16 protein-coding genes are annotated in these 26,052 nt (G+C 49.7%); all 16 read right to left on the bottom strand.

Going from position 1 to position 26,052, the window contains the following annotated elements; genetic code table 11:
* Positions 1–497 precede the first annotated feature (497 nt).
* The 16 genes from AC58QT_RS28810 to AC58QT_RS28735 all read right to left on the bottom strand — a co-directional run bounded on the left by AC58QT_RS28810 (position 498) and on the right by AC58QT_RS28735 (position 26,000).
* Positions 498–2,171 carry a glycosyl hydrolase gene (locus AC58QT_RS28810; protein WP_497411986.1) on the bottom strand — a complete coding sequence of 558 codons (1,674 nt, stop codon included), beginning with the start codon at positions 2,169–2,171 and terminating at the stop codon, positions 498–500.
* Positions 2,172–2,350: 179 nt separating this feature from the next.
* The gene (locus AC58QT_RS28805; RefSeq protein WP_497411985.1) at positions 2,351–3,790 is read right to left on the bottom strand and encodes a response regulator; all 1,440 of its coding nucleotides are present in this window, start codon (positions 3,788–3,790) and stop codon (positions 2,351–2,353) included.
* A 23-nt stretch (positions 3,791–3,813) separates the two neighbouring features.
* On the bottom strand, positions 3,814–5,595 hold the full coding sequence (locus tag AC58QT_RS28800; protein WP_497411984.1) for a sensor histidine kinase: 1,782 nt from the start codon (positions 5,593–5,595) through the stop codon (positions 3,814–3,816).
* A gap of 29 nt (positions 5,596–5,624) precedes the next feature.
* A complete protein-coding gene (locus AC58QT_RS28795; protein ID WP_497411983.1) occupies positions 5,625–6,641 on the bottom strand; it encodes an SGNH/GDSL hydrolase family protein in 1,017 nt (338 codons plus the stop codon).
* An 86-nt stretch (positions 6,642–6,727) separates the two neighbouring features.
* The gene (locus AC58QT_RS28790; RefSeq protein ID WP_497411982.1) at positions 6,728–8,278 is read right to left on the bottom strand and encodes an extracellular solute-binding protein; all 1,551 of its coding nucleotides are present in this window, start codon (positions 8,276–8,278) and stop codon (positions 6,728–6,730) included.
* A 90-nt stretch (positions 8,279–8,368) separates the two neighbouring features.
* The gene (locus AC58QT_RS28785; protein ID WP_497411981.1) at positions 8,369–9,229 is read right to left on the bottom strand and encodes a carbohydrate ABC transporter permease; all 861 of its coding nucleotides are present in this window, start codon (positions 9,227–9,229) and stop codon (positions 8,369–8,371) included.
* The gene (locus AC58QT_RS28780) at positions 9,223–10,083 is read right to left on the bottom strand and encodes an ABC transporter permease (protein WP_497412000.1); all 861 of its coding nucleotides are present in this window, start codon (positions 10,081–10,083) and stop codon (positions 9,223–9,225) included. The genes AC58QT_RS28785 and AC58QT_RS28780 overlap by 7 nt, the downstream gene beginning before the upstream one ends.
* A gap of 220 nt (positions 10,084–10,303) precedes the next feature.
* Positions 10,304–11,860, bottom strand: a complete 1,557-nt coding sequence (locus AC58QT_RS28775) for an MGH1-like glycoside hydrolase domain-containing protein (protein WP_497411980.1) — start codon at positions 11,858–11,860, stop codon at positions 10,304–10,306.
* A 22-nt stretch (positions 11,861–11,882) separates the two neighbouring features.
* Entirely contained in the window at positions 11,883–13,610 is a 1,728-nt protein-coding gene (locus AC58QT_RS28770; protein WP_497411979.1) for an FAD-dependent oxidoreductase, read from the bottom strand.
* A 224-nt stretch (positions 13,611–13,834) separates the two neighbouring features.
* Complete coding sequence (locus AC58QT_RS28765; RefSeq protein ID WP_497411978.1) at positions 13,835–14,704, bottom strand: alpha/beta hydrolase; 870 nt, start codon at positions 14,702–14,704, stop codon at positions 13,835–13,837.
* Positions 14,705–14,790: 86 nt separating this feature from the next.
* Complete coding sequence (locus AC58QT_RS28760; RefSeq protein WP_497411977.1) at positions 14,791–18,600, bottom strand: fibronectin type III domain-containing protein; 3,810 nt, start codon at positions 18,598–18,600, stop codon at positions 14,791–14,793.
* A 100-nt stretch (positions 18,601–18,700) separates the two neighbouring features.
* Positions 18,701–20,266 (bottom strand): extracellular solute-binding protein, encoded by a 1,566-nt coding sequence (locus AC58QT_RS28755; RefSeq protein ID WP_497411976.1) that lies wholly within the window; start codon positions 20,264–20,266, stop codon positions 18,701–18,703.
* A gap of 73 nt (positions 20,267–20,339) precedes the next feature.
* Positions 20,340–21,215, bottom strand: coding sequence for a carbohydrate ABC transporter permease (locus AC58QT_RS28750; RefSeq protein ID WP_310499450.1), 876 nt, complete (start codon positions 21,213–21,215; stop codon positions 20,340–20,342).
* Between the two features lie 18 nt (positions 21,216–21,233).
* Positions 21,234–22,190, bottom strand: a complete 957-nt coding sequence (locus AC58QT_RS28745) for an ABC transporter permease (protein WP_497411975.1) — start codon at positions 22,188–22,190, stop codon at positions 21,234–21,236.
* A gap of 253 nt (positions 22,191–22,443) precedes the next feature.
* Positions 22,444–24,759 carry a helix-turn-helix domain-containing protein gene (locus tag AC58QT_RS28740; RefSeq protein ID WP_497411974.1) on the bottom strand — a complete coding sequence of 772 codons (2,316 nt, stop codon included), beginning with the start codon at positions 24,757–24,759 and terminating at the stop codon, positions 22,444–22,446.
* 167 nt (positions 24,760–24,926) lie between these two features.
* Positions 24,927–26,000, bottom strand: a complete 1,074-nt coding sequence (locus AC58QT_RS28735) for a glycoside hydrolase family 88/105 protein (protein WP_497411973.1) — start codon at positions 25,998–26,000, stop codon at positions 24,927–24,929.
* Between the last annotated feature and the right edge of the window lie 52 nt (positions 26,001–26,052).

Raw genomic sequence — 26,052 nt, 5'->3', positions numbered from 1 at the left:
CTGACCAATTTTATTCAATATTTGATGGAAAACCCCGATAAATTTTTCCCACAACAGAAACTTCGCATAAAAAAAGCTTTATTTCTCAATGTATAAATCATTTCGAAATAAATACAAAGATATTCCTTTCTCAATGGCTTCGAAAAGCATGTCCTACTTGACAATGATTAAACTAGACACATTCAACCAAAACATCGCGCTAAACTGCCAGTTCGCTTAATCCCCGCTGCTGTTAATCCTATGCTCTAACTCAGTAAAAAAACATTTACTATCCAGTGATGAGTGAAGTGAACGTTTTTTATTTCAAATCTTTATTTGTCATTTCAGAACTTTATTGGCAATTTCAAAACCAATTTGTCATCCAACAAGGTTCTTTTCTTTTTTGTTGGGTGACAAATTGGTTTTGAAGTGAAAGAAACCAGCAAACACAAGGGTTTGCTGGCTTTTCTTATAAAATCGATTTACAAATTAAGTTTTGAAGTACTTTTACAAAAGTATTACTTCGTTATTCTTACATTATCCACATATAAGATGCCTGTTTCACTTCCAGCAACGCCAAACGCCAATTTGTTGACATCCACTGCTGTCGTATCTTTGAAACTAAACTGATTAGCCTTTTTCGCACCACCTACATACACATCGTACTTTTTAGTAGTGGTATTCAGTACTACTTTAACATCGTACCATTTGCCATTCGTAATTGGCTCTAAAGCCGTAAGCGTTGTACCGTCGTACGCTCTCAAGTAGCCGTTATTCAAGCCAATGTGCACGGCAATTTTGCTGGTGCTGTCCACGATCAGATAATCTTTCCAACTGACTTCCTCTGTGCGCAGCGTAGCTTTGAAGGTCACGACGCCTGTTTGCGAGCCGATTGTTTTCTTCGAGTTCGTATCATTCGTATTGACGGTTTTGTTAATTTTCATGCTGCGGTCCGGCCCCGCCAATCCCACGGAAGACACGTTCTCCACGGTAACAGTACCCCCAGTGGATGTTGTCAGCCAGTTCGTCGGGGCTCCGCCTGCGGCCGGATAGGTGTTCATCGTATCTTTGAAGATGAACGTACCAGGATCAATCGTCCTGCCAAGTGCAGGCACTTCATCTCTCGTAATCGTAACGGCATGATTATAAAATTGCGTGGTAAAATAAGGGTCATTGCCGGGTCCATTGGCGCCTGGGAAGCCGTAGAACAAATTATCTACCCAATTCGATGCCCATATCAGGAACCAGGTATAGTCAAAATTGGTTTGAACCGCACTTTCATTCGGGAGTAAGCCCACCTCGGACAAGCCGTAACGTTTACTGCCCATGACGGATGTCAGTTCACTGTTCGCATTCGTATATTTGGCATCCGAGCGATTCTGAACATAAACATCAGCCCCACCAAGATCTACATATGACGATCCCGGGTAATAATTGTTGTTTACCGCATGACCGTCATCCCGAGCCGGAGACCACACCCAAATCAGATTATTCAAGCCGTGATAATTCGTGTAGCGATCATACATATTCTGCCATAGCTTCTTGTAACTTGCTGCTGTCTTCCCGCCCCACCAGAAGCCAATGTTCATCTCATGATAGGGTCTCCAGAGAACGACAACCCCTTGATCCCGCATCATTTTTAAATAATCCGCGATCATATCGACATGTGTCAGCCACTTGGTATATAGAGGAGTTCCTGGAGTCGTCATGGCATCAAAATCCGTTTGTGACATGGAACTGATGACACTATTCCAGCCGACATCATCGGGTATAGTGTCAAGAGGATTGGTCTCATGCCATGAAATCTGCACAAGTCCTCCCTTTTTCCAGTAATCAGTCGCCTGTTCGACAATCGTATTCCGCTCTGTACTTAAATCGGTAAGAGTTCCGTACGAATGTTTATATCCAAAATCATAACCAATCATGGCAGGGTATTTGCCCGTCAGTTCGGCTACACGGTCGATTTCGTTATAGCCATATTTATCCCCCGTTACCATTTGTCCCGATAGAATCTGATTGTTCGTATACACAGTATCAAAATAATTCAGCACATCCTTCACCGCTTGCGTCGCGTTCGGATTAGCTGGCGTTGCGGCATATGCCTTAGTTCCGCCAATTCCTTGGAAGACAGGTGTAATTAGGGTTGCTAGAAGAGCGCCTACAAGAGACTTGGACAACCATTTGTTCATCATTACGAAATTCCTCCCTTAACATAGTGGTCACTTTCGTTTCATTCATTGCAAGAACTTACCAATCGTCCCCTTGCTTCCTTCTCTGCTATCACCCCCTCAAAATTTAAGCGCTTTCATTATCACTGAAGAACAAGCTTTGAGCCTTTAACAACTCATAACTGTTCATTATGATCCTGCATTTACTTCGGATCCGTCTTACTACTTTCACGGAATTCCGATGGCGTTACGCCTGTTCGTTTTTTGAACTGTTTCAGGAAATAATTCAGGTGAACGAAACCTGTTTGCTCGCAGATGTCCGCAACGCGCATTTCAGTCGTAGCCAAGTAAAAACAAGCCCTTTCGATGCGTATACGCTGCACATATTGGATGAATTGCTCGCCGGTCTTCTTTTTAAACAATCCGCTTAAATACTGCTCGCCCATGTTGACGTATTTCGCCATGCCTTTGAGCGTAAGTTCCTTGTCATAATTGTTATTCACATATTCAATAATTTTGGTGACCTCTGGATGCTCTGAAATGGTCGGCTTCATGCGGTGATCGGAATACAAGCGGATACGCGCTAACAAAAGATCTAAAGCTTGCTGATGACTTGCCGCTTCGGCCCAGACAGCTTTTCCAGCAGGCGCTTGGTTGGATAATCGTGCTAACGACCGATCCAACCGATCGGCGGTATCCTTCACAATAGCAGTTGCTGTTTGTTGATCCTTGAAATCATGCCATGCGAGCTCTAACGCTTTCTCACACTCCACCCATTGCATAGCTTCGAATAGCTGAAGAATGTAACGCTCTTGTTTCCAGGAAAAGCTCTCAACAGGCAATTCGCCTACTATATGAATCGTGGGATCTAAACCATACCAAGTTAGGCCGATCTGTTGAAGCGCCGATACCCATCCTTCTTTCCATGCAGCGGAGGTTAACCATTCAGATGAGATGGGCTCCTTAGTTGATGGATTTAAAGGAATATCCGGCTCATCCGACCACACAAATACCGTCGCAATCCCCCCATCGACAAAACGATGCACAAGTAATTTGTCCTGACAGTCCAAATTGAATCGACCGATAATCTGCTCTTTTCCTAAAGCTGCATCGGCTGCCAAACCGACAAATAGGCGAACATAGGCGGGAAGCGGAAAGCCCCCTACCTCAACCTCGTTTGACTCTAGTTCTTCCTTGCCATGTATAGATCTCCAAGCTTTCAGATATAAGTTAAACATAGGCGCTTTGGTGCGTTCCTCACGCTTTTTGATTAAACTCTGCTTGGTCTTTTGTAAAATGACTTGCAGCTCTTCCGTATCCATAGAAGCTTTGAGCAAATACCCCGCAGCGCCGTACTGGAGCGCTAATCTCGCGTATTCAAACTCGTTCACGCAGGTAAGCATAATAAACTCCACCTCGTGACCTTTCTCCTTCGCCAATCGGAGCAGCTCAATACCATTCATAACAGGCATCATGATGTCAGACAAGACCACATCCACTGGATGTGTTTGCATAAACTCCCACGCTTCGCTGCCATCCTCCGCCTCCGCCACGACTCTAAAACCTAGCGCCTCCCAATCCATAGCTTGGCGAATGGAGCGACGCACAAAGGGTTCATCTTCCAGAAGTAATAAATTCCACATGCTAGACACTCCCTTCTTCACCGTTATTCGATAGATTCAGGCTGATACGGATTTGATAGCAATAAAGGTATGGAAATTCGTACATGCGTCCCTTCCTCTTGGGGAACTAACTCGAGCTTGCCCTCATCCTTATAGAGAAGTGATAGGCGCTCCTTGAGATTGCTTATGCCGATTCCCTTACGCGCGCGTGGCATATCCGTCCTATGATTTTGCATACCTACGCCGTTATCCTGAACATCTAGCAGTAGAAAGCGATCCTCACTAGCAACGGTCACCTTAATAATCCCACCTTGTTTACGATAGACAAGCCCATGCTGAATGGCATTCTCGACAAGCGGTTGCAGGCTGAGTTTGGGAACTAACGCATAGTTCAAATCCGACTGAACATCATATTGCACCTCGAAACGGTGATCATACCGAAACGATTGAATATACACATAGGATTGCAATAACTGTAGTTCATCCTGCAAAAATACCAGATCTCTGTCCGTGTTTAGACTGCTTTCTAGCAGCTTGGCAAGCGCTTTGCACATTTCCGCCGTCGTTTCGTTACCGGCATTACTGGCCGTCCATTTGATCGTATTGATCGTGTTGAGCAAAAAGTGCGGATTCATCTGGGTTAAAAGCATTTGAAACCGAATCGCTTCTTTCTGCCTCTCTTCTAATTTGAGCTGCCCAATCAAGCCTGTAACATCGTCGACCATCCCATTAAAAGCACGGACGAATGACAAAATCTCGCCCCTATGAGGATGCTCGGGCTGTTTGATATTCATTCTTTTCTCCGCAGCTTCCTTCATCCGCGCCTCAAGAAGTCGAAGCGGACGGGTCAACGTCGATAGCGTCAGGAAAGAGATGCCTATAAAAAAAGCGATAATCAACAGATACGTAAGAAATACCTGGCGCTTGAGCGCTTGGATGTCTCCAAAGAAAAAATCAAGCGGAAACTGGCTGACCAAGTAAGAAGAAATAGAAGGCACGTAGGTAGCGTTATAAACGAATTGTCCCGACTTATCGATGGTATACTCATTGGGTTTCGTTTTCCCTTGATTCAAAATACCGAGCTTCAAGACCGGATCTATGGCGAATGCCGTATTGGTTTGAGAAATGACCTTGCCTTGTTGATCGACCATATAGTAGTTTTGCTTGACCTGTATGCCGCTTGCTGAATTCAACAACCATTGATCGATATCGACGCTAGCATGCACTCGCAACCAAGCACCGCCGGACAATTGTGAGAGTGAATATAACGAAAGAACATTCTTCCTCTTGGTCTCATTCAGCGTTCCGCTAAGCACTTGTTCGAACTCCCACTTAATCAAAGAACCACCTAACGGGAGCTTGGCAGACAACTCACCAGCCATCCGAATATGCTGCGGTCCTTCGTTATTTTCTGCGAGTGGAAGTGAGGTATACGCCCTTCCTTGCTCATCGCCCAACGTATACTGAATATAGACACTATTGGGTAAAAAAGTACTCTTCAGCGCGTCGAGTTTTTCCTCGACGATACGGGTCTGTTCGGCTCCCGGCGAGCGGTTCGCCACAGCAATCAACTCTGGAATAGAGCTGTTGCGCTCAATTTGCAAAACCGAGTTCAATGCGGTTAGACGCAACTCGTCCAGTTGAGATTTCATTTGGCTTAGCTGAATGACGTTCTGCTCACTGATTTTTTCCCCAATAATGGTTTCAATTTGGTTGTAATTGTGAATTTGTAGAATGGAGAACGGAATAAAAATAACTAAGAGAAAGGTAAGGAAAATCCGATTCTGCAATTTGGCTGGCCATAGCCTCCGAATTCGTTGAAACATGCGGTCCCCCCTCTAAATCCAGCGTATTACTAGATCTTTTTTGGATATCTTAGCATGTCATTAAGATTAGGGTAAATGACTTCAGCCATCCGCATGAATCCGAGATCATTGGGATGACATCCCTCAATCGTGCAAGACTCGCGATTTGTTTCTCCGAAGAAGCGTTCACCGTCCATAAAATGGACGAATTCATCGCCTGCCGCTTTTGCATTGTGATACGTCCTTTGTATAATGGCTCTTCGTTCTGCCGCCTCCTCCGGCTTCAAATCGAAGTCAGGCTTTGTCAGGAAAAGGACGGGGAGTTCTGGCTGCGCTTTGCGAATTTCCTTGAAAAAAGGCTCGTGCGTGCTTGCTAGGTGTTCGACCGTCGGCGCATTATGATCGTAATCCATAATAAATACGCTCATTTCTAATCCCGCAATGTAAGATGCGAGTTCGGGTTCCCCTTTGGCGGAGCCTGAAAAGCCAAGATTTATATAGTCCGCGTCCAGCCATCTGGACAGCAGTGCCGTGTAGGCATTAGCCGGCCGGGTAGCACAACCTCCCTCGGTAATGGAAGATCCGTAGAATACCATGGGAATTACGAAGGTATACGGCGTTGGTGCTTCCAGCCTGGCATCATCTTCAAGTTCAATTTGCACATCTTCCAGTTCAACATTTCTAGGCAAATGGATGGTGATATCTTCTAACTCATTATTTTTCTCAAAAGTAAGTGTAGCCGTCTCCACTTCGTAACTCTTAGGCGCAATTAAACCAGCATAACGAATATTCATCTTCAATCCAATATACACATCGGCACCTGCGGAACCGGATAAAGGAATTGCCCAGTCAACGTTATTGTTTTTTAACTTCATGTTTATCGTGATCTTCGGGGAATCGGTGCGAAACCGGATACGTCCACCTACAGGGGATTTTGCTCTCTTTGCTACACCCTCTGACGCTATCGCAAGTATTTCCTCGGGAAGCCGCCACAAACGGTGAGGTAATAATTGATGTTGTAATCCGTAGATCTTGATGGGTTCCTGTGTGCAAGGATATTGCTTCATGAAAGTATCATCTCCTGTATTTTGCTACTGACGCACACCCGGTGAAAAAATCCCCCACCACTCCACGTGCGATGGGGGCTCTCCATTTATTTCGTTAATCCGAGCGCCGCAGCTTGCTTCGTCACCGCGTCGGTATACAGCTTATAATTGTATGTCCCTTCTAAAGTAGCAAGGAATTTACTGTAATCCGCGATTGGCGTTTTGCCATAAACGAATTTCGTCATTTCTTCTTGAATGAAGGTGTCCGCATCGGCTTTGTTAAAGCCAGCCGGCAAGTCAATCATCTTATCCACGACAGGTAAACGTGGCAAATTAGCTTCAAGATCAATAAAGGAGGCTTGCCCAGGGAATTTTGTTTTCAAATACGGAAGTTCCGGGCGACCTGTGAATTGGTAAACAAATGTATACCCATTTTCCTTCTTACCTTGATCTGTAATGCTGATTTTATCGCCTTCTACTTTAAAATGTACATCTTTAACCCCGTAATCTACTAGGTTATTACCTTCTGTTGTTGACACATAATTGAGCAGCTCGATAATTTTATTCAACTTTTCCGGTTGTTTCTCGAGAGATTTCGGCAGAGCAATCATAGCACCCGAAGCACCAACATCCTTAGTACCTGCAAATTGCAGACCGTTCGGCCCTTTTAGCGCAGACAGTTGCACCCAATCTGCGTTGGGATTAGCTTGCTTCCATATTTTCACCTGCTCATCTCGAACGATACCGCTCCAGCCATCATAAATAATGCCAACTTTTCCTTGGTACGCCTTATCCTTGGAAGCATTCCCTTTGTTGCTTAGGAACTCTGGATCGACGACGCCAGCATCAACAAACTTTTTCACGGATGTTAAAGCATCTTTCATGGCTGGATCATAAAGCGCATTCGTCAGCTTGCCGTTTAATAAAATACTAGGCGTTAGCGAAGAGGAACTATTGGTGACCCCATAGGCTCCAAACACTGGCGCGAACGTATCCATGCCCGTTCCTGTAATACCGAGTGTATCCTTCTTGCCATTGCCATCCGGATCATTCTCGGTAAACGCTTTCGCAACATTGAATAATTCATCTATCGTTGTCGGTGCTTTCAGTTGCAGTTTATCAAGCCAATCCTTCCGGATCCAGTAGGTAAAAATGGTAATACCAGGCGCCTTAGGCAGAGCGATCTGCTTGCCACCAACAACACCTTTCGGCAATTGGTCGGCAGTTACAAATTTCTTATAATCCCCCAACTTGTCCAGATAAGGTGCCATGTCCAGCAACACACCGCTTTGGCTAAGTTTCTGAACGAGATCTTTTGTAACCAGCATGAGATCAGGCGGATTTCCTCCCGCTATCCGAGTGTTAAGTTTAGTTACAAAATCATTGGCTTCCATTGTCATTGTTAAATCGGTATTCAGCTTTTTATTTAGCTCGTTTTTCACAAAATCGTCCTTGGGAAAACCAGGTCCATCCGCAGATGTAACAGAGCCTTCTTGCATAATTTCAAGCTTTACAGGAGCTGCAGCTGGCTTGGCCGATGCTGCTGGTTTCGCTGACGCCTCCCCCGTTGCTGCAGGTGTTGAAGATGTTTTATTGCTCGAACAAGCAGCAAGTACACTCATTGCAAGTAAAATAGCAGTTACAGATTTCTTTTTCATATTTACCCCTTCTTTCATGTTTATTTTATATGTGAAGGCAATGTCTCGTCTATCTGAATGCGAGATCTTGCTATACACGACGATGGAAATTTATCCTTTAATAGCCCCGATTAAGACGCCTTTTGTGAAATATTTCTGAATAAACGGATACACCACCAAAATAGGCAAACTAGCGGTTATCACAGAAGCCATCTGCAAGGTCGGCGTAGGCACGATGTTCTCCATTGCGTTGTCTACGGAATTGCTCAAGAGCAGCAGTTTACGCACCACAATTTGCAGAGGATTTAAGTTCGCGTCTGTAATGTATAGAACGGCTGGGAAAAAGCTGTTCCAATTCGACACGGCATAGAACAAACCAATGGTCATAAGTGAAGGCACCGACAACGGAACGACAATTCGGAACAAAATGCTCATATCGCCCGCTCCATCGATTCTTGCAGACTCGAACAGCTCCTCAGGAAGTCCTTCAAAAAACGTTTTCATAATTAACAGGTTATAGGTAGCAACTGCGCTTGGAATCACCAATGCCCAGATGGAATTTAACATCCCTAGCGATTTGACCAGTAAATATGTCGGAATTAAGCCGCCACTGAACAGCATCGTAAATACGATGATAAGCAAAATGAAAGTACGTCCCCGCAGCGCTTTCCGACTAAGTGGATAGGCACCAAGCATCGTAATCAGCAAGTTGATCGCTGTCCCTACCGTGGCCGTAAATAAGGAGACCAACATCGCTTGCGGCACCTCTTTGGTTTGAAAGAGATATTTGTAAGCTTCAAACGTGATCGATTTGGGGAAAATAAGGAATCCCCCATTTTTAATTACTTCGCCGTAAGGCGTGAGCGACATCGATACCACAAACAGAAGTGGAAAAAGACTTACAACACCTACGATACATAAGATCACATTAATAACTGCTCCTGCTGCCCGCTCCCCGCGATTGATTACCATATGCCGCCACCCCATTTTCTTGCAATCTTATTGGCGGATAGGACAAGCACCAAACCAATAATCGATTTAAATAGTCCTACAGCAGATGCCAAACTGAAGTTCAGCTGTTCTAGCCCCGTGCGATAGACCCACGTATCGATGATATCGCCAACGGCGTAGACCCGGATGTTATAGAAGATAAACACTTGATCGAACCCTGCATCCAAGATGTATCCCAATTTTAAAATCAAAAGCAGCATGATGACATTCGATATACCCGGTAATGTAATACTCCAAATCCTGCGAAGGCGACCCGCTCCATCCATCATGGCCGCTTCATAAAGCGAAGGATCTATGCCTGCAATAGCAGCGATGTAGATGATGGCTCCCCAGCCGAGATCTTTCCAAATATCGGTGCCAACCAAGACAGAACGAAACCACTCAGGTTCACCAAGGAACGAAATGGCATTGTACCCTAAGTCGCTGATCCAGCGGTTGACTAATCCATTCGTCTCCGAGAAAAAAGCAACTGCGATCCCATATACGATAACCCACGACAGAAAATGCGGCATGTAACTCAAGGTTTGAATCCATCTTTTTAAAAGAAGACTTCGACTCTCATTCAGCAATATTGCAAGTAGGATCGACGGCACCATGCCGAAAATTAACTTGTAGCAGCTGATCAAGAGCGTGTTGCCAAACAACCGGGAGAAATATGGTGAACTGTAGAACATGTCAAAGTATTTATACCAGGGATGTGCCCAATCCGAACCTCCGATCCCCGACAAAATGTTGTAGTCCTTAAACGCGATAATCGCACCATACATCGGGATATACTTGAAAATGACGTACCACGCTATCAGCGGTATGAGCATAAGGTAAAGCACTCTATTCTTCCACAATGCTGCCAATTGGCATGACCTCCATCAACTCTTTGTTGTACCTTTATTATCACATGGCGCCCTTCATCAAATAAGGAATAGAATTACTTATCATCAGTAACAAATTTACTTACTTTTGAGGAATCGTAAACGGCTAACTCCATGCAAAAGACCCCCGCCAGATGTACTGGCAGAGGTCTATACGGGAATCCTTTTATTGGGCAAATGGGTAGTCAAAAGGTACTTGCTGCTTGCTTATTACGCCATCGTTTTGTATGACACAAACTTCATTAGGCTTGATCGTAAACGAGTAGACTTGATTCTCAACTTCCAGATGAACCGCTGTCGATACTGTATCAATCCCTATGATTTCTTTGGTATTCCCGTGCAGATCGGTGACAATTCGTATGCCATGGGTAGCCTGGAACACTTTTTTGCCATTGATATATCCGCTGAAAAAGCCGTCTTTACTCTCAAGTGTAAATATGTCCTGCCCCCATTGCTGGGTATATGTCCGTTCAAATTCCCCGTCCTGAAGGCCGCCCCAATACACGTGGTCCATCGAGATGCTTACGCCATATAGCCGAGAATGGTATTCCAGTATCGAAAGAATGGCAGGCCCGTACCCGTCTTTTGCCTTGCTTGGTTCCGCTGTGAAGGGGTCAATTTGCTGTGGGAAAAATAAATGCTTTTCCAGCACGCTCAAATAAATTTTGCCTAACAACGTAATTTCCGCATAATGTCCATAGTTCTCCAGCGCCTGAATCGCTCTTTGATAGGTAAGACCTTGCGGTTGACCGCTCCAATCATTACTCGCAATATTCCGGAAAAGCGGATCATTGGCGGCAATGGAGGGCAACGGCATCGTTGTCCAGAATTCATCAGGATTCAGCATATGGAAGGCAATAAATTCATCAGCCATCTCTTGCGAAAACCCTCCGAAATACATGACTCGCAAATTATTATGCGTCAGAACATCCATGAATTCGTTATGACAATCCCTGTCATAACAAGCATGCTTGTCTGGACGCCATAAATAGGCGTTTATTTTTTCACGTACTTCGTTCGCTTTTTCCTGCCAATAAGCCTCTTTTCCGTTTCCTAACTCTTGAGAAATGAGAGCAAGCACATCCCTACCGCTACAGGAATAGCTCATAACATCCATTGAGGCGTAGGGGACTTGTCCTAGGCCAGATGGAGGCGTTTCGCCATCCCAACTATCTGGAGCACCCGCCAAGCGTGTGCAGTGATCTTCACCCGTGTCCCAAACACACCAGGTTTCCAGACATCCATCCCCATCGGAATCCCGGTATTTCCAGAGGTAGCTATCAAATCCCTCTAGTACATCATATAGTTGTTGAAGATACCCCTTATCCTTCTTCATCCAGTAATACATTTTCAACGCTGGTAATGGAAAACAGTACCCCTGGAACCAAGCAAAGTCCGCGTGCAATTTCCCTTCAACAACAGAAACCATCCCCGGTATCCGGCCGTCCTCCCTTTGATTTTCCATAAAGATCAGTTGGTTATTAAGAGCTACCTCCATATTGCGCTTCGCATACATTTCGCCGCCCATCGGCTGCGTTTCCAACCACACGTTCGGATAATAAGACCCCTCAACCAGTACTTTTTTATCTAAAAAGACTTGAATATTTTTCTTGGCCATGTCCTCGCATAGGTCAAACAATCTTTGAAGCGTAGCATTATCTGTGGTGTAACTAACTTGTGTTTCCGGCAACGTTGTTGCATCAATTTTCATGTTTTTACTCATACGAACCCCTCACTCCTTTCTTTCACTCGTTAATATTCCATGAAAAAATGTGTACGTGGTCAGATCCCCATGTACGTATAGGAGTAAGGCGTAGAGCTTTTGTATGAATATCGACTTTTAGTTTCCGAAGCCTTTGATAGTTATTGGTCACCGTCAGAAGTTCCGTCCAATCGCCGTTGCTATCCTGAAACTCCACTTTAAAATCCTTTAACATGGTTGAAGGTACATGCCATTTATTATTATTTAGCGGGTAGCTGTTAGGCATATTTCTGATGATCCGGTTCAAATTACTGTCAAAAACAAACCGCAATTCCCCTATGTGCTGAGGGTGATCAAAACTGTAGGTAATCCAGTCCCCCACACGTCCTGTCCATCCGTTATCCTCGTCGCCAATCGATCTGTCATAGCCGTTTCTTAGGGCTTCGGCTTCTCCGTTGGAGGCTTGTAAAATGGCCTTTAGCGTTAGCGGAGATAACGTTCTCTGGTGCCAAGGAAGATAGCTGTCATCGTCCATCAGCATTTGCTGCAGTTGTGGGATTCTCGTTTGATAAATGCCCCGTGGAGTTAGATTTTCCTTTACCGCTATCGCAGCAGCCGTGCCAATTGCTTGCCCTAGCATGGAGCAGGTCCCCATAACGCGGGTCGAGCTGAGTGCCGCATGGGTTGCGCTAAGATTTCTGCCTGCGAAGAATAAGTTATCGATATTTCTCGAATACAGGCTTCGATAAGGAATGCCATACGGTGAAGGAGCACGATGGTAAATCGTAGGATGCCCGCCTTTGTAATAAAAACCTTCAGGGAAGTGATCATCCATGCTCCAGCCGCCATAGGCGACCAGATCATCAAACTTTCCTTCTGCTTCGATGTCATTTTGCGTTAGAATATGATCCCCGATATAACGGCGGCTCTCCCTTTTACCAGGCAAGAACCCGATCCAATCAATCACCCAGTTCTCTACACCATGATCGCCCTGATTCTTCATATGATCCCAGACGCCAAACACGACTTTCAAAAGCTCATCCCGTATTTCTTCCGTATCATGAATGGAATCGCGATCGCCTCCCAGCTCAATCCACCAGAAGTTTGTTCGTTTATCGTGTGGTCGATGCGGAAGATCGTCATCACTTGTAAATGTATGCGCCCATGTAGGCGGGATAAAAGGCTGCGGCTTATCTGTTTCACGGATTTGAAAGAGGCAGCTTAATCCCATCGTTTTTTCATCTGCGATTTCGGGTTCGATGGATTCATTAAATTCACTTGCCGCCTCTCTGCCGATACGGTATTCCGCGCCGGTTAGTGGTGCTAGAATACCGTCTCCCGAACAGTCTGCAAAGTAATTAGCTTCTATGTTATGCCAAGTTTCGGTTGTTAATTGCCAGCCCTTAACCGACTTTATGGTAGTACCTTCCATTTCAGCCCCCAGACAGCTGCAATTTAGCAATAAGGTAATATTTTCTTCGAAGCGTACTTTTTCATAAAGCACACTATCCCATATCGAAAAGTTTGGGGTGTTATTTCGGTAGAGGTTTTCCAGTTCAATTTCTTCCAGCAGACCTGATTCACGATTGTTCTTACCATGGGCACCGCCTATATTCATCCTGATCTCTGAAGAGGCATTTCCACCCAGAACAGGTCTATCTTGCATCAAAACAACCTTCACACCATGTCTTGCTGCCGCTATGGCCGCACACATGCCTGTCATACCTCCGCCGATAATACACAAATCTGTGTGATGACTTCTATTTCTCATACGAATCTATTCTCCTTTAATCGCGCAAGTCGTAACTCCATTATCACTTACAACCGTGCTTCAAATAAGGAATAGATTTATTGATCATCAGTAACAAATTTATTTACTTCTCGTTAGACAGCCGAACCTCCAGCCAACTTCCGTCACTTGGAATCGTCGCGAAGTTGTTGGGTGACAAATAAGTTTTGAAGTACTTCTGACAAATCTTCCTACCTACACTCGCTTTACTGAGCCTGCATTGGCAAATAATCGTGGTAGGTTAAAAATTGATCAATGCGTTCGATAACTTTCAGCACTTCCAGCTCTTCCGTTTTGTAATCGAACAGAACGAATGCGTGTGCCAGATGCGGATACAGAATAAGCTCAGCCTCGTTGCCCGCCGCCGTATACGCTTCGTAGAAGCGAACCGCGTCCTCGGGCACGACTGTAGCATCTAACAAACCATGCATGATCAGCATCGGTGGCTGGCCCTCTCGCACATGATGCAGCGGCGACAAAGCCTTCGCATGTTCATGCCGCATCAGCCAGGCATGCACCTGATCGCTTTCGGACTGCCCTGTTTCCACCATGGGCACTACCTTTTTCCAGCGGGTTGTGCAATCGATGATGCCGTTGCAGTTGACGACGGTGTTCGCCATTGCCGATATCGACGCGTCTTCACCAGGAGCATCATACCTGTCGATCGTGGCGAGGCATACCGCCAGATGGCCGCCAGCGGAGTCGCCAACGACCGCGATGCGCTGGGGATCAATGCCGAGTTCGGCCGCGTGGATGCGTATGTAACGCATGGCCGAGCGGCAATCTTCGATGCACGTCTCGACACTCCGTGCCTGCCCCGGCTCAGCCTCATGCCCATCGCGGGGCATGAGCCGGTATTCAATGCTGAACGTCACCGCTCCGCGCTCCGCGAAGAGACGACAGTGACGGAGCAGCATTTCCGGATGGCCGCCCTGCCAGCCCCCGCCGTGAATCCAGACAACGGCCGGCCTTGCATCAGCCGCATCTCGGTCTTCCGGATGGCACATGAACAACCGAAGCCGACGTCCATCCGCTTCTTTATATACAAGCGTTTCATATGGAAAGACCGCATCCATGATGGCAGCTCAGCTCCTTTTCTTTGTGGGCATCTGTTCCTTGCAGGAGCCGTAGTGATTACGACCACCGCAACACGCGACAACGGTTATTTGCCCAGCTCCGAACCGTCCAATTCCGGGTACCGAAGCACTGGCTTCTCCTCATTCGCCCAGTGATCAAACCCGTGATAGCCATATTCGTGGCTGCGCGTATAACGGCGAAACCGTTCGTCCGGACGGGGATCCCAGTCGGCCAACCCGCCGAAAGCGGTGTCCCGAGGCGCTGAAGAAATGCCCTCGCCATTGCCGTTGCAGGCAGCAACGCAGTACTCGTAGACACCTGCCGGATCGGCCGTCGTGTCGTCGTACGCGGACTGCTCGCCTTCATAAACAATGGCATACACGCCTTCGCCGCGCTCTCGGCGGTACAAGCGATAGCGGGTTGCGCCTAACTGCCAGCCCCATGTCAATCGGAACCCGAGGCCTGTTCGCGTCACTCTCAGCCCGTCCGCTCGCTCCGGAGATGCCCCGGTGAAGTAGACAGGGTAGTCATCGCTCCAAGACCCCGCCTGATCACGGTTGACGGCCCTTATACGCACATGGCGCTTCGTGCCGTTTGTCCCGGATAGCGGCCAACGCAACGAAAGCGCTGGATTCGACTCGCCTACGATGCCTGATGCCGCGACCGTCCAATTCGCCCCGCCGTCCTCGCTGACGGCGATCTCATAGCTTTCCGCCCCTTCGGCTGCATCCCAGACTAGTTCAGCCAAGCTTGATGAAGCCTGGTATCCGCTTATCTGTACGACAGCTGGTTTCGGCAGTCGATCTGTCCACTCCCATCGGCCATTCCCCGCTGGCAGGTAGAACGAGACGCCACCTTCATCAGCCGAAAGCGGCTCCAACAGCACGCTATCGACGTACAGCCGGAACGCCGCGCCGCGTAAAGATGCAGGTAGCTTCAGTGTCACAACAGCTCCACCGCGACCGGCGTACCCGCCGCTAAGTACGGGGCCCTTGCGGACAAAGGAGAAGCCTGCTTGCGGCACCTCTCCGTCTGCCTCATCGTCCGCATCCGCGGCGGCTATGTCCAGAACTACGCCGGCAGCACCGATACGCGAGCCGATGAATAGCGCTGCTTCTGCCTTATCAGCGCTGTACTGGCGAACAAGCCCGGCATGACCGGCGAACACAACACCGCCTTCATCAAACGCAATGGCAGCTTCGTCTCGAAACACGAAGTCGCGCCGATCGTTCAGTGTCACCATGGCTCCGTACGCCGTAGCCTGAACGCTGAGCAAATAACCATAGTCTCCCTTCCCATGAGGGGAAATCAGGGTCAGAAAGTGGCCATTCCCGTCGTAATATTTTCCCTTCGACTCGTCGTTGACATTACGGTAAGCGCCCGGCCCAACCTCAGCCGGAATGCCAGGCGCAGCGTCGTAACCGGATACGCCCGGTTTCAGTTGACAAATCGTAGGAAACGGATCGCGCTCGTGAACGAACCAAGCGAACCGTCCTCGGACTCGCATGTCGCCGACCTGATCATAGACAATTATGTAGTCGCTGCCGGACATCAACACACTGCGCGAATGATAGGCAGGACTGGCATACGGTCCCGCAAGCACGCGGCTGAACTGAGCGAATTCGAGATCGAGCAGCGGCTCAGTCAATTCACTGCGCCCGATACTGCGAAACTCGTGGCCGTAAAGAACGCCGAAGTTGCAGCAAGCCTGCACATCGCCCATATTGTCGTCGCCAACGTCTTCCTTCCGGTTGAAGCTGAGCCGCTTCCCATCCGCATAGTAGTTGATAACGCCGCATCCGCCTTGCCCTGCCCGCCCCCAACGATAATTCGGCCCTTCGTCGATCTGCTGCAAATGTACCGAAGCCTCCATCGGCTCACCGACCGCAGCCCGCATGACGAAGCCATATCCCGTGTATGCCGCCGAACGGAGAGGCGGCCGCGTACCCGTGTTGTCTTCGTGCGGCGCATCGTCCGCAGCGCGCCAGACGTCCGTATTCGGCTGACGCTCCGCGTAGACCCGTGCATCGGCCGGGCTTACACGCAGCAGATGTTCCGCCAGCAGCGGTTCGATGACGCGCAAGCCGAATGCGGCTGAGCGTAGTGTCAGCGGCACAGCATAATCGTCGACGTGCCCGCCTGCGTGCGCACCTTGCGACGGTACATGACGCAAGCCTTCAACCGGGGCCGTGAGTGCACCAAGCAGCCATAACAACCACTTTGTATAATTCGGATAAGCAATCGTATGCTCACCCCATACCCGCTGAAGAGCTATGACCGGATTCAACATCGCTTTTAAATTGTATAGCGTGTAACAGGCCAAATTCTCCGTATGCCGCCCCCCTTTGGTCCCCCAGGAAGCCACATCGGGACGGACGTGGTACTTCGCATTCCGTGCCATCGACCGCTCAAAATCTTCCTTCCAGCGGCGCGCAGCGGGATGCGAGGGAAACAGCGCAGCCATAAGTCCGGGAACGCTTCTCACGTCGACGAGAAAATTAGGATGCCCGGCCAGCATATTGTCCACCGGCATGAAAGCCTCCTCATTATGCGTATAAGCCATAAATGCCCAAACTGCTTTCATTCGGTCGAACTGGCTAGGCGTCATCGCTGGGGCAGCCATATCGAATGTAGACGCCCAAGTATAAAATTCACGCGCAGCTACCGGACTTAGATCACCCGGATTGTGCAGGCAAAATGACAAGCGGTCAATAATCGCTTCCATATCTCCTGGCGTCGGCTTCGTTGCGGTGTAGCCGAACCAGGTATGCATCCGCTGCGGCAGCCAATCGTAGCGGAATAAGCGCGGATATTCCGACTGCCGTTCTTCCCAAGCCAGCGTCCAATCTTTCACCTTGTCGAGCGAGAGAAGTTCGTGCCACAGCCAAAGCTCGTCGACATAAGACCCTTCCGCTGCATCAGCATCTTTTTGCGTCGGATATAACGATATCGCCGTAGAGCGTGTTCCCTCCGCCAAAGGATACTCCCAGCAGAGTGTCCGGCGGCGCCGCGTCCAACGGAATCGGAGCGCCAGTGACGGAGGCGATCCCCATAACGCATACTTGCCGTCATCCCAGAAGCCGCTGTCTTTGACGAATACAGCGGCAGTGATAGCTCCGTCGCTGAAAGACGCCCCTTTCGCCTGCTGCCAGCAAACCGCATTGTCGTAAGGCTTCACTCGAAACGGCAGCTCGCCGTTTCCGTCCACATAACGATCGATCGGCTCCGCACTGCGCGGTTTCGTGTATCGGCGATGCGGCGCAAACGATCGCCATTCGATGACGAGCATCATGCGCTCGCCGGCAGCACAACCGGACATCCGCTCGCGGAGCTCGATGTAATCCATACCTGCAGCAACCGATACCGTCGCAGCGTACTCTGCCCCCTCTTCGAAACGGCATACAAACTCGCATTCGGCAAACACCGGCCCCCTCGCCGTTACACGCCCTTCCGCGTGAACCAGCTTACGGCCGCCGCTGTCAATGCGGGCGATTCCCTCCACCGCGAAGCCATCCAATCGCAGCGTAAAAAGCTCGCCATCCTCAAGTCGGCCTTCTGCAAACCGCACGCTCAGTCGACCGTTATTCGCCAGAACGCTCCCTCTTTCACGCTCAAGCGTCACTTGGCTGTATTTCGTTCCCTGATCGAGTGCCGATCCGCTGCGCCATTCGAATCTTCGTTCAGCTCCCGTCGGAAGATCGGCAACCAGACATAACAACGACTCCCTATCCGTCCGCCGCCATTGGAACGGCACAGCGTCCCCGTCCCCGTCTGCGAGCCAGACCGATTCAGCCGCCGCCTCTTCGTCTGGTCTAACGAAGCTGAGCAGCGTCGACGGCCATGCGTATCCGGTTTTATCCAGGTGATCCTTTATGCTAATAGGCTTGCTTTCCATCCCAGTCATCCTCCTGTTTACGCTCAACTGACACGTTCCGCCGCTTTCGACGAAATGCAAACGGCGGCGCACCGCCGCGCGCCGCCACTATAGCTGTTCGTTATTTGCCGCCTTGAACAGTTTTGTAAAGATCGTTCGCTTCCTTCTCCAGCTGGGCACCGCCCATGTCATTCCACTGCTTGACGAAATCGTCGAAATACGAAATAGGCTTGTCACCGCGCACAATCTGGGCGTAGATATCCAGTTTCAGCTTCGTCAAGTCGGCCCAATATTTGCCTGAAGACGGCAGCACATCAGATTTACCAAAAATGTCCCATACCGGTTTGTTGTACTTATTTAGCAGTTCAACGCTCGATTTGCCTAGCGCTTTCTCAAAAATCGCAGGAGCCGGACCGCCAGCAAACAGCGTGTCGAAGTTATTTTTCAACCCCTCGGTCGCAAGCTTGGCGACATCGTCATAAGGAGGCAGGAACTTTATGCCGCTTTGCGGGTCGGACGGCGTGTTATAATCCCACTGCGTTCCTTTCACGCCGACGCCGGCATCCATGAACACCTGCTCGTCATTGCGCATCGCTTCCATGATTTGGAGCACTTTCTTGACCTTCTCCGGTTGCTGATCCATCTGTTTGCCGAAGGCGAAAACGCTGCCCGCCGTTCCCCATGCCCAGCCGCCTTGTTGACCACGCGGTCCTTTCGGCAGCGGAGCCACTTGGAAATCCGCATCCGGGGCAATTTTTTTCATGGAGGACAGCGCTGATTGCGGGTTGCTCGCGTCGAACGCAGCCATAGACGTACTGTGCGTATAGGCCACCTTGCCTTCAACTAGCTTCTTATCGAGATCTTTACCGGTAACGAATTCCGGATCGATGTAGCCTTTTTTGTACCAGTCTGCCAGCAAGGTTAGCGCTTCCTTCGATTCCGGCACGACCGCGCCGTTGACTACTTTGCCGTCCTTCAGCATCCACTGTGTCGGCATGACGCCGTAAGCGCCGAATATAGACCAGAATTGAAAGTAGTACGAGTTGCCGTTGGTCGACATGCCGTACACGCCGATTTGTTTCAGCTTAGCAAACGCAGCCGTCATTTCGTCGATTGTTTCCGGAATTTTGTCTACGCCTGCCTTCTTCAGCAAATCCATTCGCCAACCTTGTTTCGCATTGAATTGCCCCGTGTAGTACGTGGTTGGCAAGCCGTAATTTTTGCCGTTTAGATTCGAATAGAACCAGCCCTGCTTAGCAAAGCTGTCCAGCACACCTTTCGTTTTGGGCGCGTACTGCTCGATTGTTTTTACCGGCATCTCAGCAATCAGACCTTGACTTGCATATTTGAATAATTGATTCGGATCGTAAATGAACATGACGTCAGGCACATCGCCCGAAGTAAGCAAAATTTGCTGTTTCTGCACGTAGTCGGCTTGCGGAATCGAGTAGTAGTTGAGTTTGACGTTGAACTTCTCCTGCAATACCTGGACAGTTCGGGAATTCGGCGTCAAATCTGCCGATGGCACCATCCATTTGATTTCTATCGGCTTGGCTTGCTCCGAAGTTGCTGCGCTCGGCGAAGCCGTGGATGTAGTCGTTCCCCCTCCGTTCGAACATGCTGTAAGAGCCAACGAGCAGACTGCGGCTAGCACTGTTAACCCTTTTACCCCTCTTTTTGCAAACATCTCGTAACCTCCTGTATGGATATGGTTATGGTTTTATATCGGCATGTCAGTCCCGTAACGCAAGGCCCAAGGCCTAGCCTTTGACCGAACCGAGCATGATGCCTTTGACGAAATAACGCTGGATGAACGGGTACAGGAACAAAATCGGAAGCGTCACGGCCACAATTGTAGCCGCCTTGAGCGACTCCGGTGTATATTCCTCGCGAATCCGATTGATGTCTTCTCCTGGTGTCAGCGACACCGTCGCATCGACGACAGTTCTGCGCAAGAACAACTGCAGCACTTGCCATCGGTTGTCTTGCGTGTAGATCAGCGCATCAAACCAGTGGTTCCAGTGCGCGACGCCCACCCAAAGCGCCATGACGGCCATCACCGGCACGGATAACGGCAGTACAATGCGCAGCAGCACCCTCATCTCTGATGCGCCGTCGATGCGTGCCGACTCGATAATTTCGGCCGGGATCCCCTCAAAAAAATTGCGCATCACAATCATATTGAAGGCCGACACCGCGCCAGGCAATACGAGCGCCCATAGGGTGTTAAGTAAGCCGAGATTTTTCACCAGTAAAAACATCGGAATTGTGCCTCCGCTGAACAGCATGCTGAAGACGAACAGCTTCATAATCATCTTCCTATGCGGAAACGAGCGTCTGGACAAGGGATAAGCAATCATCGCTGTCATCGTCAGCGAAATCGCGATGCCGACGACGGTCCGAATCACCGTGTTGACGTATGCCGACATCAGATCCGGATGGGACAGCACCTTTTCATATGACATCAGAGTCGGATGAAGCGGAAACCAATAAAATTTCATCGCCATCGCATCCGCCGGCGTGCTGAACGAAAGCGTAACGATATACAGCAACGGGTACAGCGTAGTAAGCCCAAAAAGTATTAAGAGAATAGCATTGATCCCATCAAACGTTCGCTCGCCCCAAGTTGCTTTCACAATCTCTCCTCCTTTCCGCTACCATAGTCCCTTCTCCTTGTCATAAAGCTTGACGAGTGCATTAGCAACAAGCACCAGCGTCAGGCCAATCGTTGAATTGAACAACCCCGCTGCGGTACCGAGCTCGTAATCCATCGTGAGCAGCCGGCGTAACACATAAGTATCGAGGATTTCCCCTACGCCTGAAGTAGGCGGCGTCATCAGGTTGTAAATTTGATCAAAGCCGACCGACAAGAAGTGACCAATGGATAGCAAGTACATAATGATAACGGTCGGCGCAAGCGATGGCAGGCTAATATGCCAGATGCGCCGCCAGCGGCTTGCCCCGTCAGCAATCGCAGCCTCGTAGAGACTGGGATCAATGGATGCCAGAACCGCAAAATAAACGATGGACCCCCAACCGGCTGACTGCCAGATGTCGGTCAGCACGATGGTGCCGTAAAAATAGTCCGGCTCCAACAGCCACAACTGCTCCGAAATGCCGAAAAAGCTGAGCAGTTTATTAAATCCACCATCGCTGCCGAGAAACGGAAACAGAATACCGGCGAGCACAACCCAAGAGAAGAAATGCGGCAAATACGTCACGGTCTGAATCGTCCGCCGGAACCAGGTTAACCGAATCTCGTTTAGCAGCAGCGCAAGTACAATCGGCGCTGGAAACACAAACACCATTTTCAGTATAGCAATCAGCACCGAATGACGAAGCGCATTCACGAAGCCGTTTCCTTTAAACAACCTTTCAAAATTCTCCCAACCGGCCCAAGGACTGCCGAGAATGCCCTCTGTAATCTGAAAATGCTTGAACGCGATAATAATGCCGTACAACGGCACGTAGCTGAACAGCAGAAATAATGCCAATCCAGGCAGCAGCATTGCAATTAGCGCACGGTGCTGTTTATAGACGCGCCATTGCCCCTGCCATCTGCTTGTCTTGCCCGACTCTCCGGTCTTTGGAATCGCGCGCCGTATTTCCATCTTGTTCACTCCTCCTTTGTGCATGACGTTCGATCCTCCTTTGTACACGACCAGCGTGTCTTGCCATGTTCGCTCAACAGAAGCCGCAATGTGGTTGTCGGACAGTCGGTCCGCAGAATGCCGTATGCGGCCATCGATTTGCCGATGTCATCAGCTTACGGCTGCTTCCGATATCAACGCAATCATCACATTTTCGTGGCCGATAAAATGGAAATACGCCGCAGCGTTGGGGGCTGCGGCGCATACGGTGCGATCAGGAACGACTCCGCTGGCGATATTCACCGGGCGTCATGCCTTCCGATTTTTTGAATACACGAATGAGATGTGTGGCATTGCCATAACCAATCTCGGCGGCAATGTCGGCGATGTTTAGCTCCGTTTTGAGCAGCAGGCTCTTCGCTTTTTCAATCCGATAACGAGTAACGTACGCGATAAACGTTTCTCCCCAGTGCTGCTTGATCAACTCGCTCAAATACGAGGGGGAAATACCTAGCTGATCAGCGGCGAGCTGAAGCGACAAGTCCTGTGCATATCGTTCCTCGATCAATTTCTTCGTCCGTTCCATAAAGGTTTCCATCCGCAGCCGCTTCAACCCATACAGAAAGTCGATTCCCGGTGCAATAACGGTTTCACTGAACCAGTCGCTCATGGCAAGGGTGGCGTTCATTTGGGCAAATTCAGCGTACAGGCCCCGCCCTGGAAACGTCTGCGTCAGGTCGGGATCATACTCTTGCAGCAAGCGAATGACAGAAACGAGCAGTTGCATGGCATACGTTTTGATTAGCGCAAAGGGAAGACGACTGCCGCTGAGCCCTTCAAAAAAATCATTCAGTTCCCGTTCCGCCTGAACGCGGTCACCTTCCCGAATTGCCGCAAGCAGCGCGCTTTCGCATTCGGCCGGATATGGCACGGAGACGGGCGTCTCCAGCTCTTGTCCCCCACGAACGACTTCATTACCCGCCTTCGGCCAATTTTCCTGAAGCGCATGCACCGCATCTTGATACGAGACAGACAGCTCGCGGAAATCGCTAATCGGTCTGCCGACAGCTATTGTCACCGTCTGCTTCAAGTACGACGAAACCGCATAGCGAATCGACTCCGCCGCCCTGACCGTTTCACGATCGGTTTCAAGCAGCGGCATGTTCAGAATAACGGCTACATGCTGGCGGGAAATGACCGTTTCCGTTGCAAACTTGTCCCGCATTAATTCCTGGGAAATATTCGCGACGGCAAACAAGAAAAGCCGTGTATCTTCTTCGCTGCGAAAACGAGAGGTCTCGCCGGTCGCATCCATCTCGGCCACAAGCACGCAAAACACAGGATTCGGAAAGAGCTCCGTCTCGGCTGGCTGTTGACGAAGCCAAGGGTCCATGCCGGCTTTGTTGCCAAGCAGCGCTGACATCAGGAAATGGTCGCGCAGCACTGGCAGCTGGCTGCTCCATTGCGAGCGAACGTCCCCCATTTCCTTGATCAATGCGGCAATGCCGTTCTCGATTCGGGCGAAACCTTCCGCGTAGTCGGCATCGAACGGCTCCCGATCGTCGTCACCGCCCGTTTCTCCCTTGCCGCGCAGTGTTAGGAAAATATGCCGCAAACCGCTCTGAAACCGTCGTACATTGAAATACGCAACAAACAGCGACAACAACGACAGCGCCGCCGTTGCGGCAATAATCCATATTTTAAGCAATTGCGCATTGTGGGAAGCCGCATCTGCAGGGATCAGCATGGCATAGAGGAAGCCGTATGCCGCCGAGCGTTCGGTCGTCACGTACATGGCACCGACTTCCGTATCCAGCTTGACCGGCCGACTGTCTTCCGGAGAAGTGCCAGCGGTCAGCATGGTGCCAATCGTGTCGGGCTTCTCCAGGCGGAGCTGGCCAGCCTGCACAATGGTCTGCCCCGTGGGCGACAAGACGAGCAAGCCGCCACGACTGTCAAAAGGAAAGGAGCGAATCATATCGGCGATGACGCCGGTCTTGACGTTGACGACAAGCGCCGCATCCGGCTCCTCGTAGAAATAGGGCAATGGGAGGATGTACGTAAGCGCTTCCAGATTTTTGCTTGCATCGCTGCTCATTGCACGTGGCGTAATCCATAGCTTTGTTTTGCGTTCCACCGCTGTTTGCCGTAGGATAGGCAGCCAGGATGTATCGGGGAAGCTGTCCAGGTCGAACAGCACGTTCGATGTCAGCACGAGCTTCTGCTTACGGTGATAGAGATAAACCGAATCAACCGCATGAATTGAAGATGAGAAATTGGCCAGATCGCGTCTAATATCGTTGACTGCCTGCAGCGTGCCAAGCGCTGGGGCTTCCTGGATTTTGACGAATTGAAGCATCCCTGCTTGCAAGGAGAATTGTCCCGTCACTTCTTCAATTTGCCGAAGCAACTGGTCGACCTGCTCCTTCATCTGGGCGATCGCTACCTCGGACGTTCGCTTCACTTCCGCTTCGATCAGACGCAGGCTGGTGTAATAGCTGAACGTTCCGAAACCGATCACCGGCACGATGGAAAAAAGCAATAGCAAGGCAATTTGTCGTTGTCTAATCAGTTTACGAAAAAGGTTCATAGGCTTATCACCGCTCTTCATTCCATCAGGATAGTTGGTCTGTGCGGCTTAATTATAGCAGGGATCGGTTTTCATCGGCATCTTCATATTTTCGGAAGCGTTCTCCCGCGCCAAATAAAGGCATGGCAAAGAGCCCAAGGCTCTTGGGCTCTTTGATCGCGTGCTATTTACGCATGGCTTTGCGCATCATCTACACGATGGAATGCTCGAATCCCCTGTTCTGACGCGCCGTCGCTTTCGGTCAGCATCGCCGACAGCAGCATCAGCAGAAGTCCTTGTCCGTAACCTTCCGCCCGATGCTGTGCAATAACGTGGTACTCGCCGGCGTGTTTCTGTACCCCGGTTCCGGCGGATACACCGCGGAACACGCCTTCCCAGTCCACGTGTGCAAGCGCAGCTCGCGCAGCGCGGTCGGCCATCTCCGTATGGGCTTCGTTTACGTTACCGAAGGGCAGCGCTCGCTTTATGGCATACGCTATGCCGGCAGCGGCGGACGTTTCCAAATACGTGTTCGGATCGTCAATCACCGTCGTCCACAAACCTGACATGTCTTGATACTTCAACAAGCCAGCCAACTGCCGAGTTAAAACATCCTTAATCTCCTGCAGTGCCGGCTCAGCATCCGGAAGCAGCACGAGCAGTTCCGCCGACACAATAGCCGCCCATGCGTTACCCCTTGCCCACAAGCAGCCGATCGGCCCGTTCTTGCCCTCATCCCAGCCGTGATAATACAAGCCGTTCTCCTGCTGCAAATGACGCACATGCAGGAAATATTGGTTAAGTCCTTCCTCAACCGCCGCTCGATCTTCGAATAGCAGCCCTGCCTTCACCAGAAACAAACCGGCCATAAATAGCGTATCTACCCACATCTGCCCGCCGAAGTTCGTTTCCACGAGCGTATGCTCAAATGCGCCATTCTCCAGTCGCTTCGCCCTGTGCATCAGGAAATCGGTTCTCGACTTGATAATCTCTGCATACTTCGATTCGCCCGAAGCGACATACAGCTCGATTAGCGAGAAACACGGAGCCGTCGCATTCACGGTTTCGAATACACGCCCTTGCACCAATTGATCGTCAATCCACGTTCTCAAATATTGCAGCAGCGCGTCATCTTTCGTTGCCTTCCACAACGAAACCAAACCGTACAGGGCTACGCCTTCGCTCCAGTTCCATTCCGCCATCGGCATTCGCCTCGTCGCTTGCGAGACTTGCCCAATAATTGTAGCCAAACTGCGCGACAAATCTGTTCCTCCTTCAGTCTTATGTTCGGATCCAACCGTAAGCCAATGCCGA

The sequence above is a fragment of the Paenibacillus sp. J31R109 genome, from assembly GCF_059692055.1.
Note: the sequence above shows the minus strand (reverse complement) of the source record. Positions and strands in the feature narration are given on the sequence as shown.

Coding starts and splice junctions, on each gene's coding strand:
- AC58QT_RS28760 (WP_497411977.1), bottom strand. CDS start 18,600: ATGGAAAGCAAGCCTATTAGCATAAAGGATCACCTGGATAAAACCGGA.
- AC58QT_RS28800 (WP_497411984.1), bottom strand. CDS start 5,595: ATGTTTCAACGAATTCGGAGGCTATGGCCAGCCAAATTGCAGAATCGG.
- AC58QT_RS28740 (WP_497411974.1), bottom strand. CDS start 24,759: ATGAACCTTTTTCGTAAACTGATTAGACAACGACAAATTGCCTTGCTA.
- AC58QT_RS28805 (WP_497411985.1), bottom strand. CDS start 3,790: ATGTGGAATTTATTACTTCTGGAAGATGAACCCTTTGTGCGTCGCTCC.
- AC58QT_RS28795 (WP_497411983.1), bottom strand. CDS start 6,641: ATGAAGCAATATCCTTGCACACAGGAACCCATCAAGATCTACGGATTA.
- AC58QT_RS28810 (WP_497411986.1), bottom strand. CDS start 2,171: ATGATGAACAAATGGTTGTCCAAGTCTCTTGTAGGCGCTCTTCTAGCA.
- AC58QT_RS28780 (WP_497412000.1), bottom strand. CDS start 10,083: ATGCTCATACCGCTGATAGCGTGGTACGTCATTTTCAAGTATATCCCG.
- AC58QT_RS28755 (WP_497411976.1), bottom strand. CDS start 20,266: ATGTTTGCAAAAAGAGGGGTAAAAGGGTTAACAGTGCTAGCCGCAGTC.
- AC58QT_RS28745 (WP_497411975.1), bottom strand. CDS start 22,190: ATGGAAATACGGCGCGCGATTCCAAAGACCGGAGAGTCGGGCAAGACA.
- AC58QT_RS28770 (WP_497411979.1), bottom strand. CDS start 13,610: ATGAGAAATAGAAGTCATCACACAGATTTGTGTATTATCGGCGGAGGT.
- AC58QT_RS28765 (WP_497411978.1), bottom strand. CDS start 14,704: ATGGATGCGGTCTTTCCATATGAAACGCTTGTATATAAAGAAGCGGAT.
- AC58QT_RS28775 (WP_497411980.1), bottom strand. CDS start 11,860: ATGAGTAAAAACATGAAAATTGATGCAACAACGTTGCCGGAAACACAA.
- AC58QT_RS28790 (WP_497411982.1), bottom strand. CDS start 8,278: ATGAAAAAGAAATCTGTAACTGCTATTTTACTTGCAATGAGTGTACTT.
- AC58QT_RS28785 (WP_497411981.1), bottom strand. CDS start 9,229: ATGGTAATCAATCGCGGGGAGCGGGCAGCAGGAGCAGTTATTAATGTG.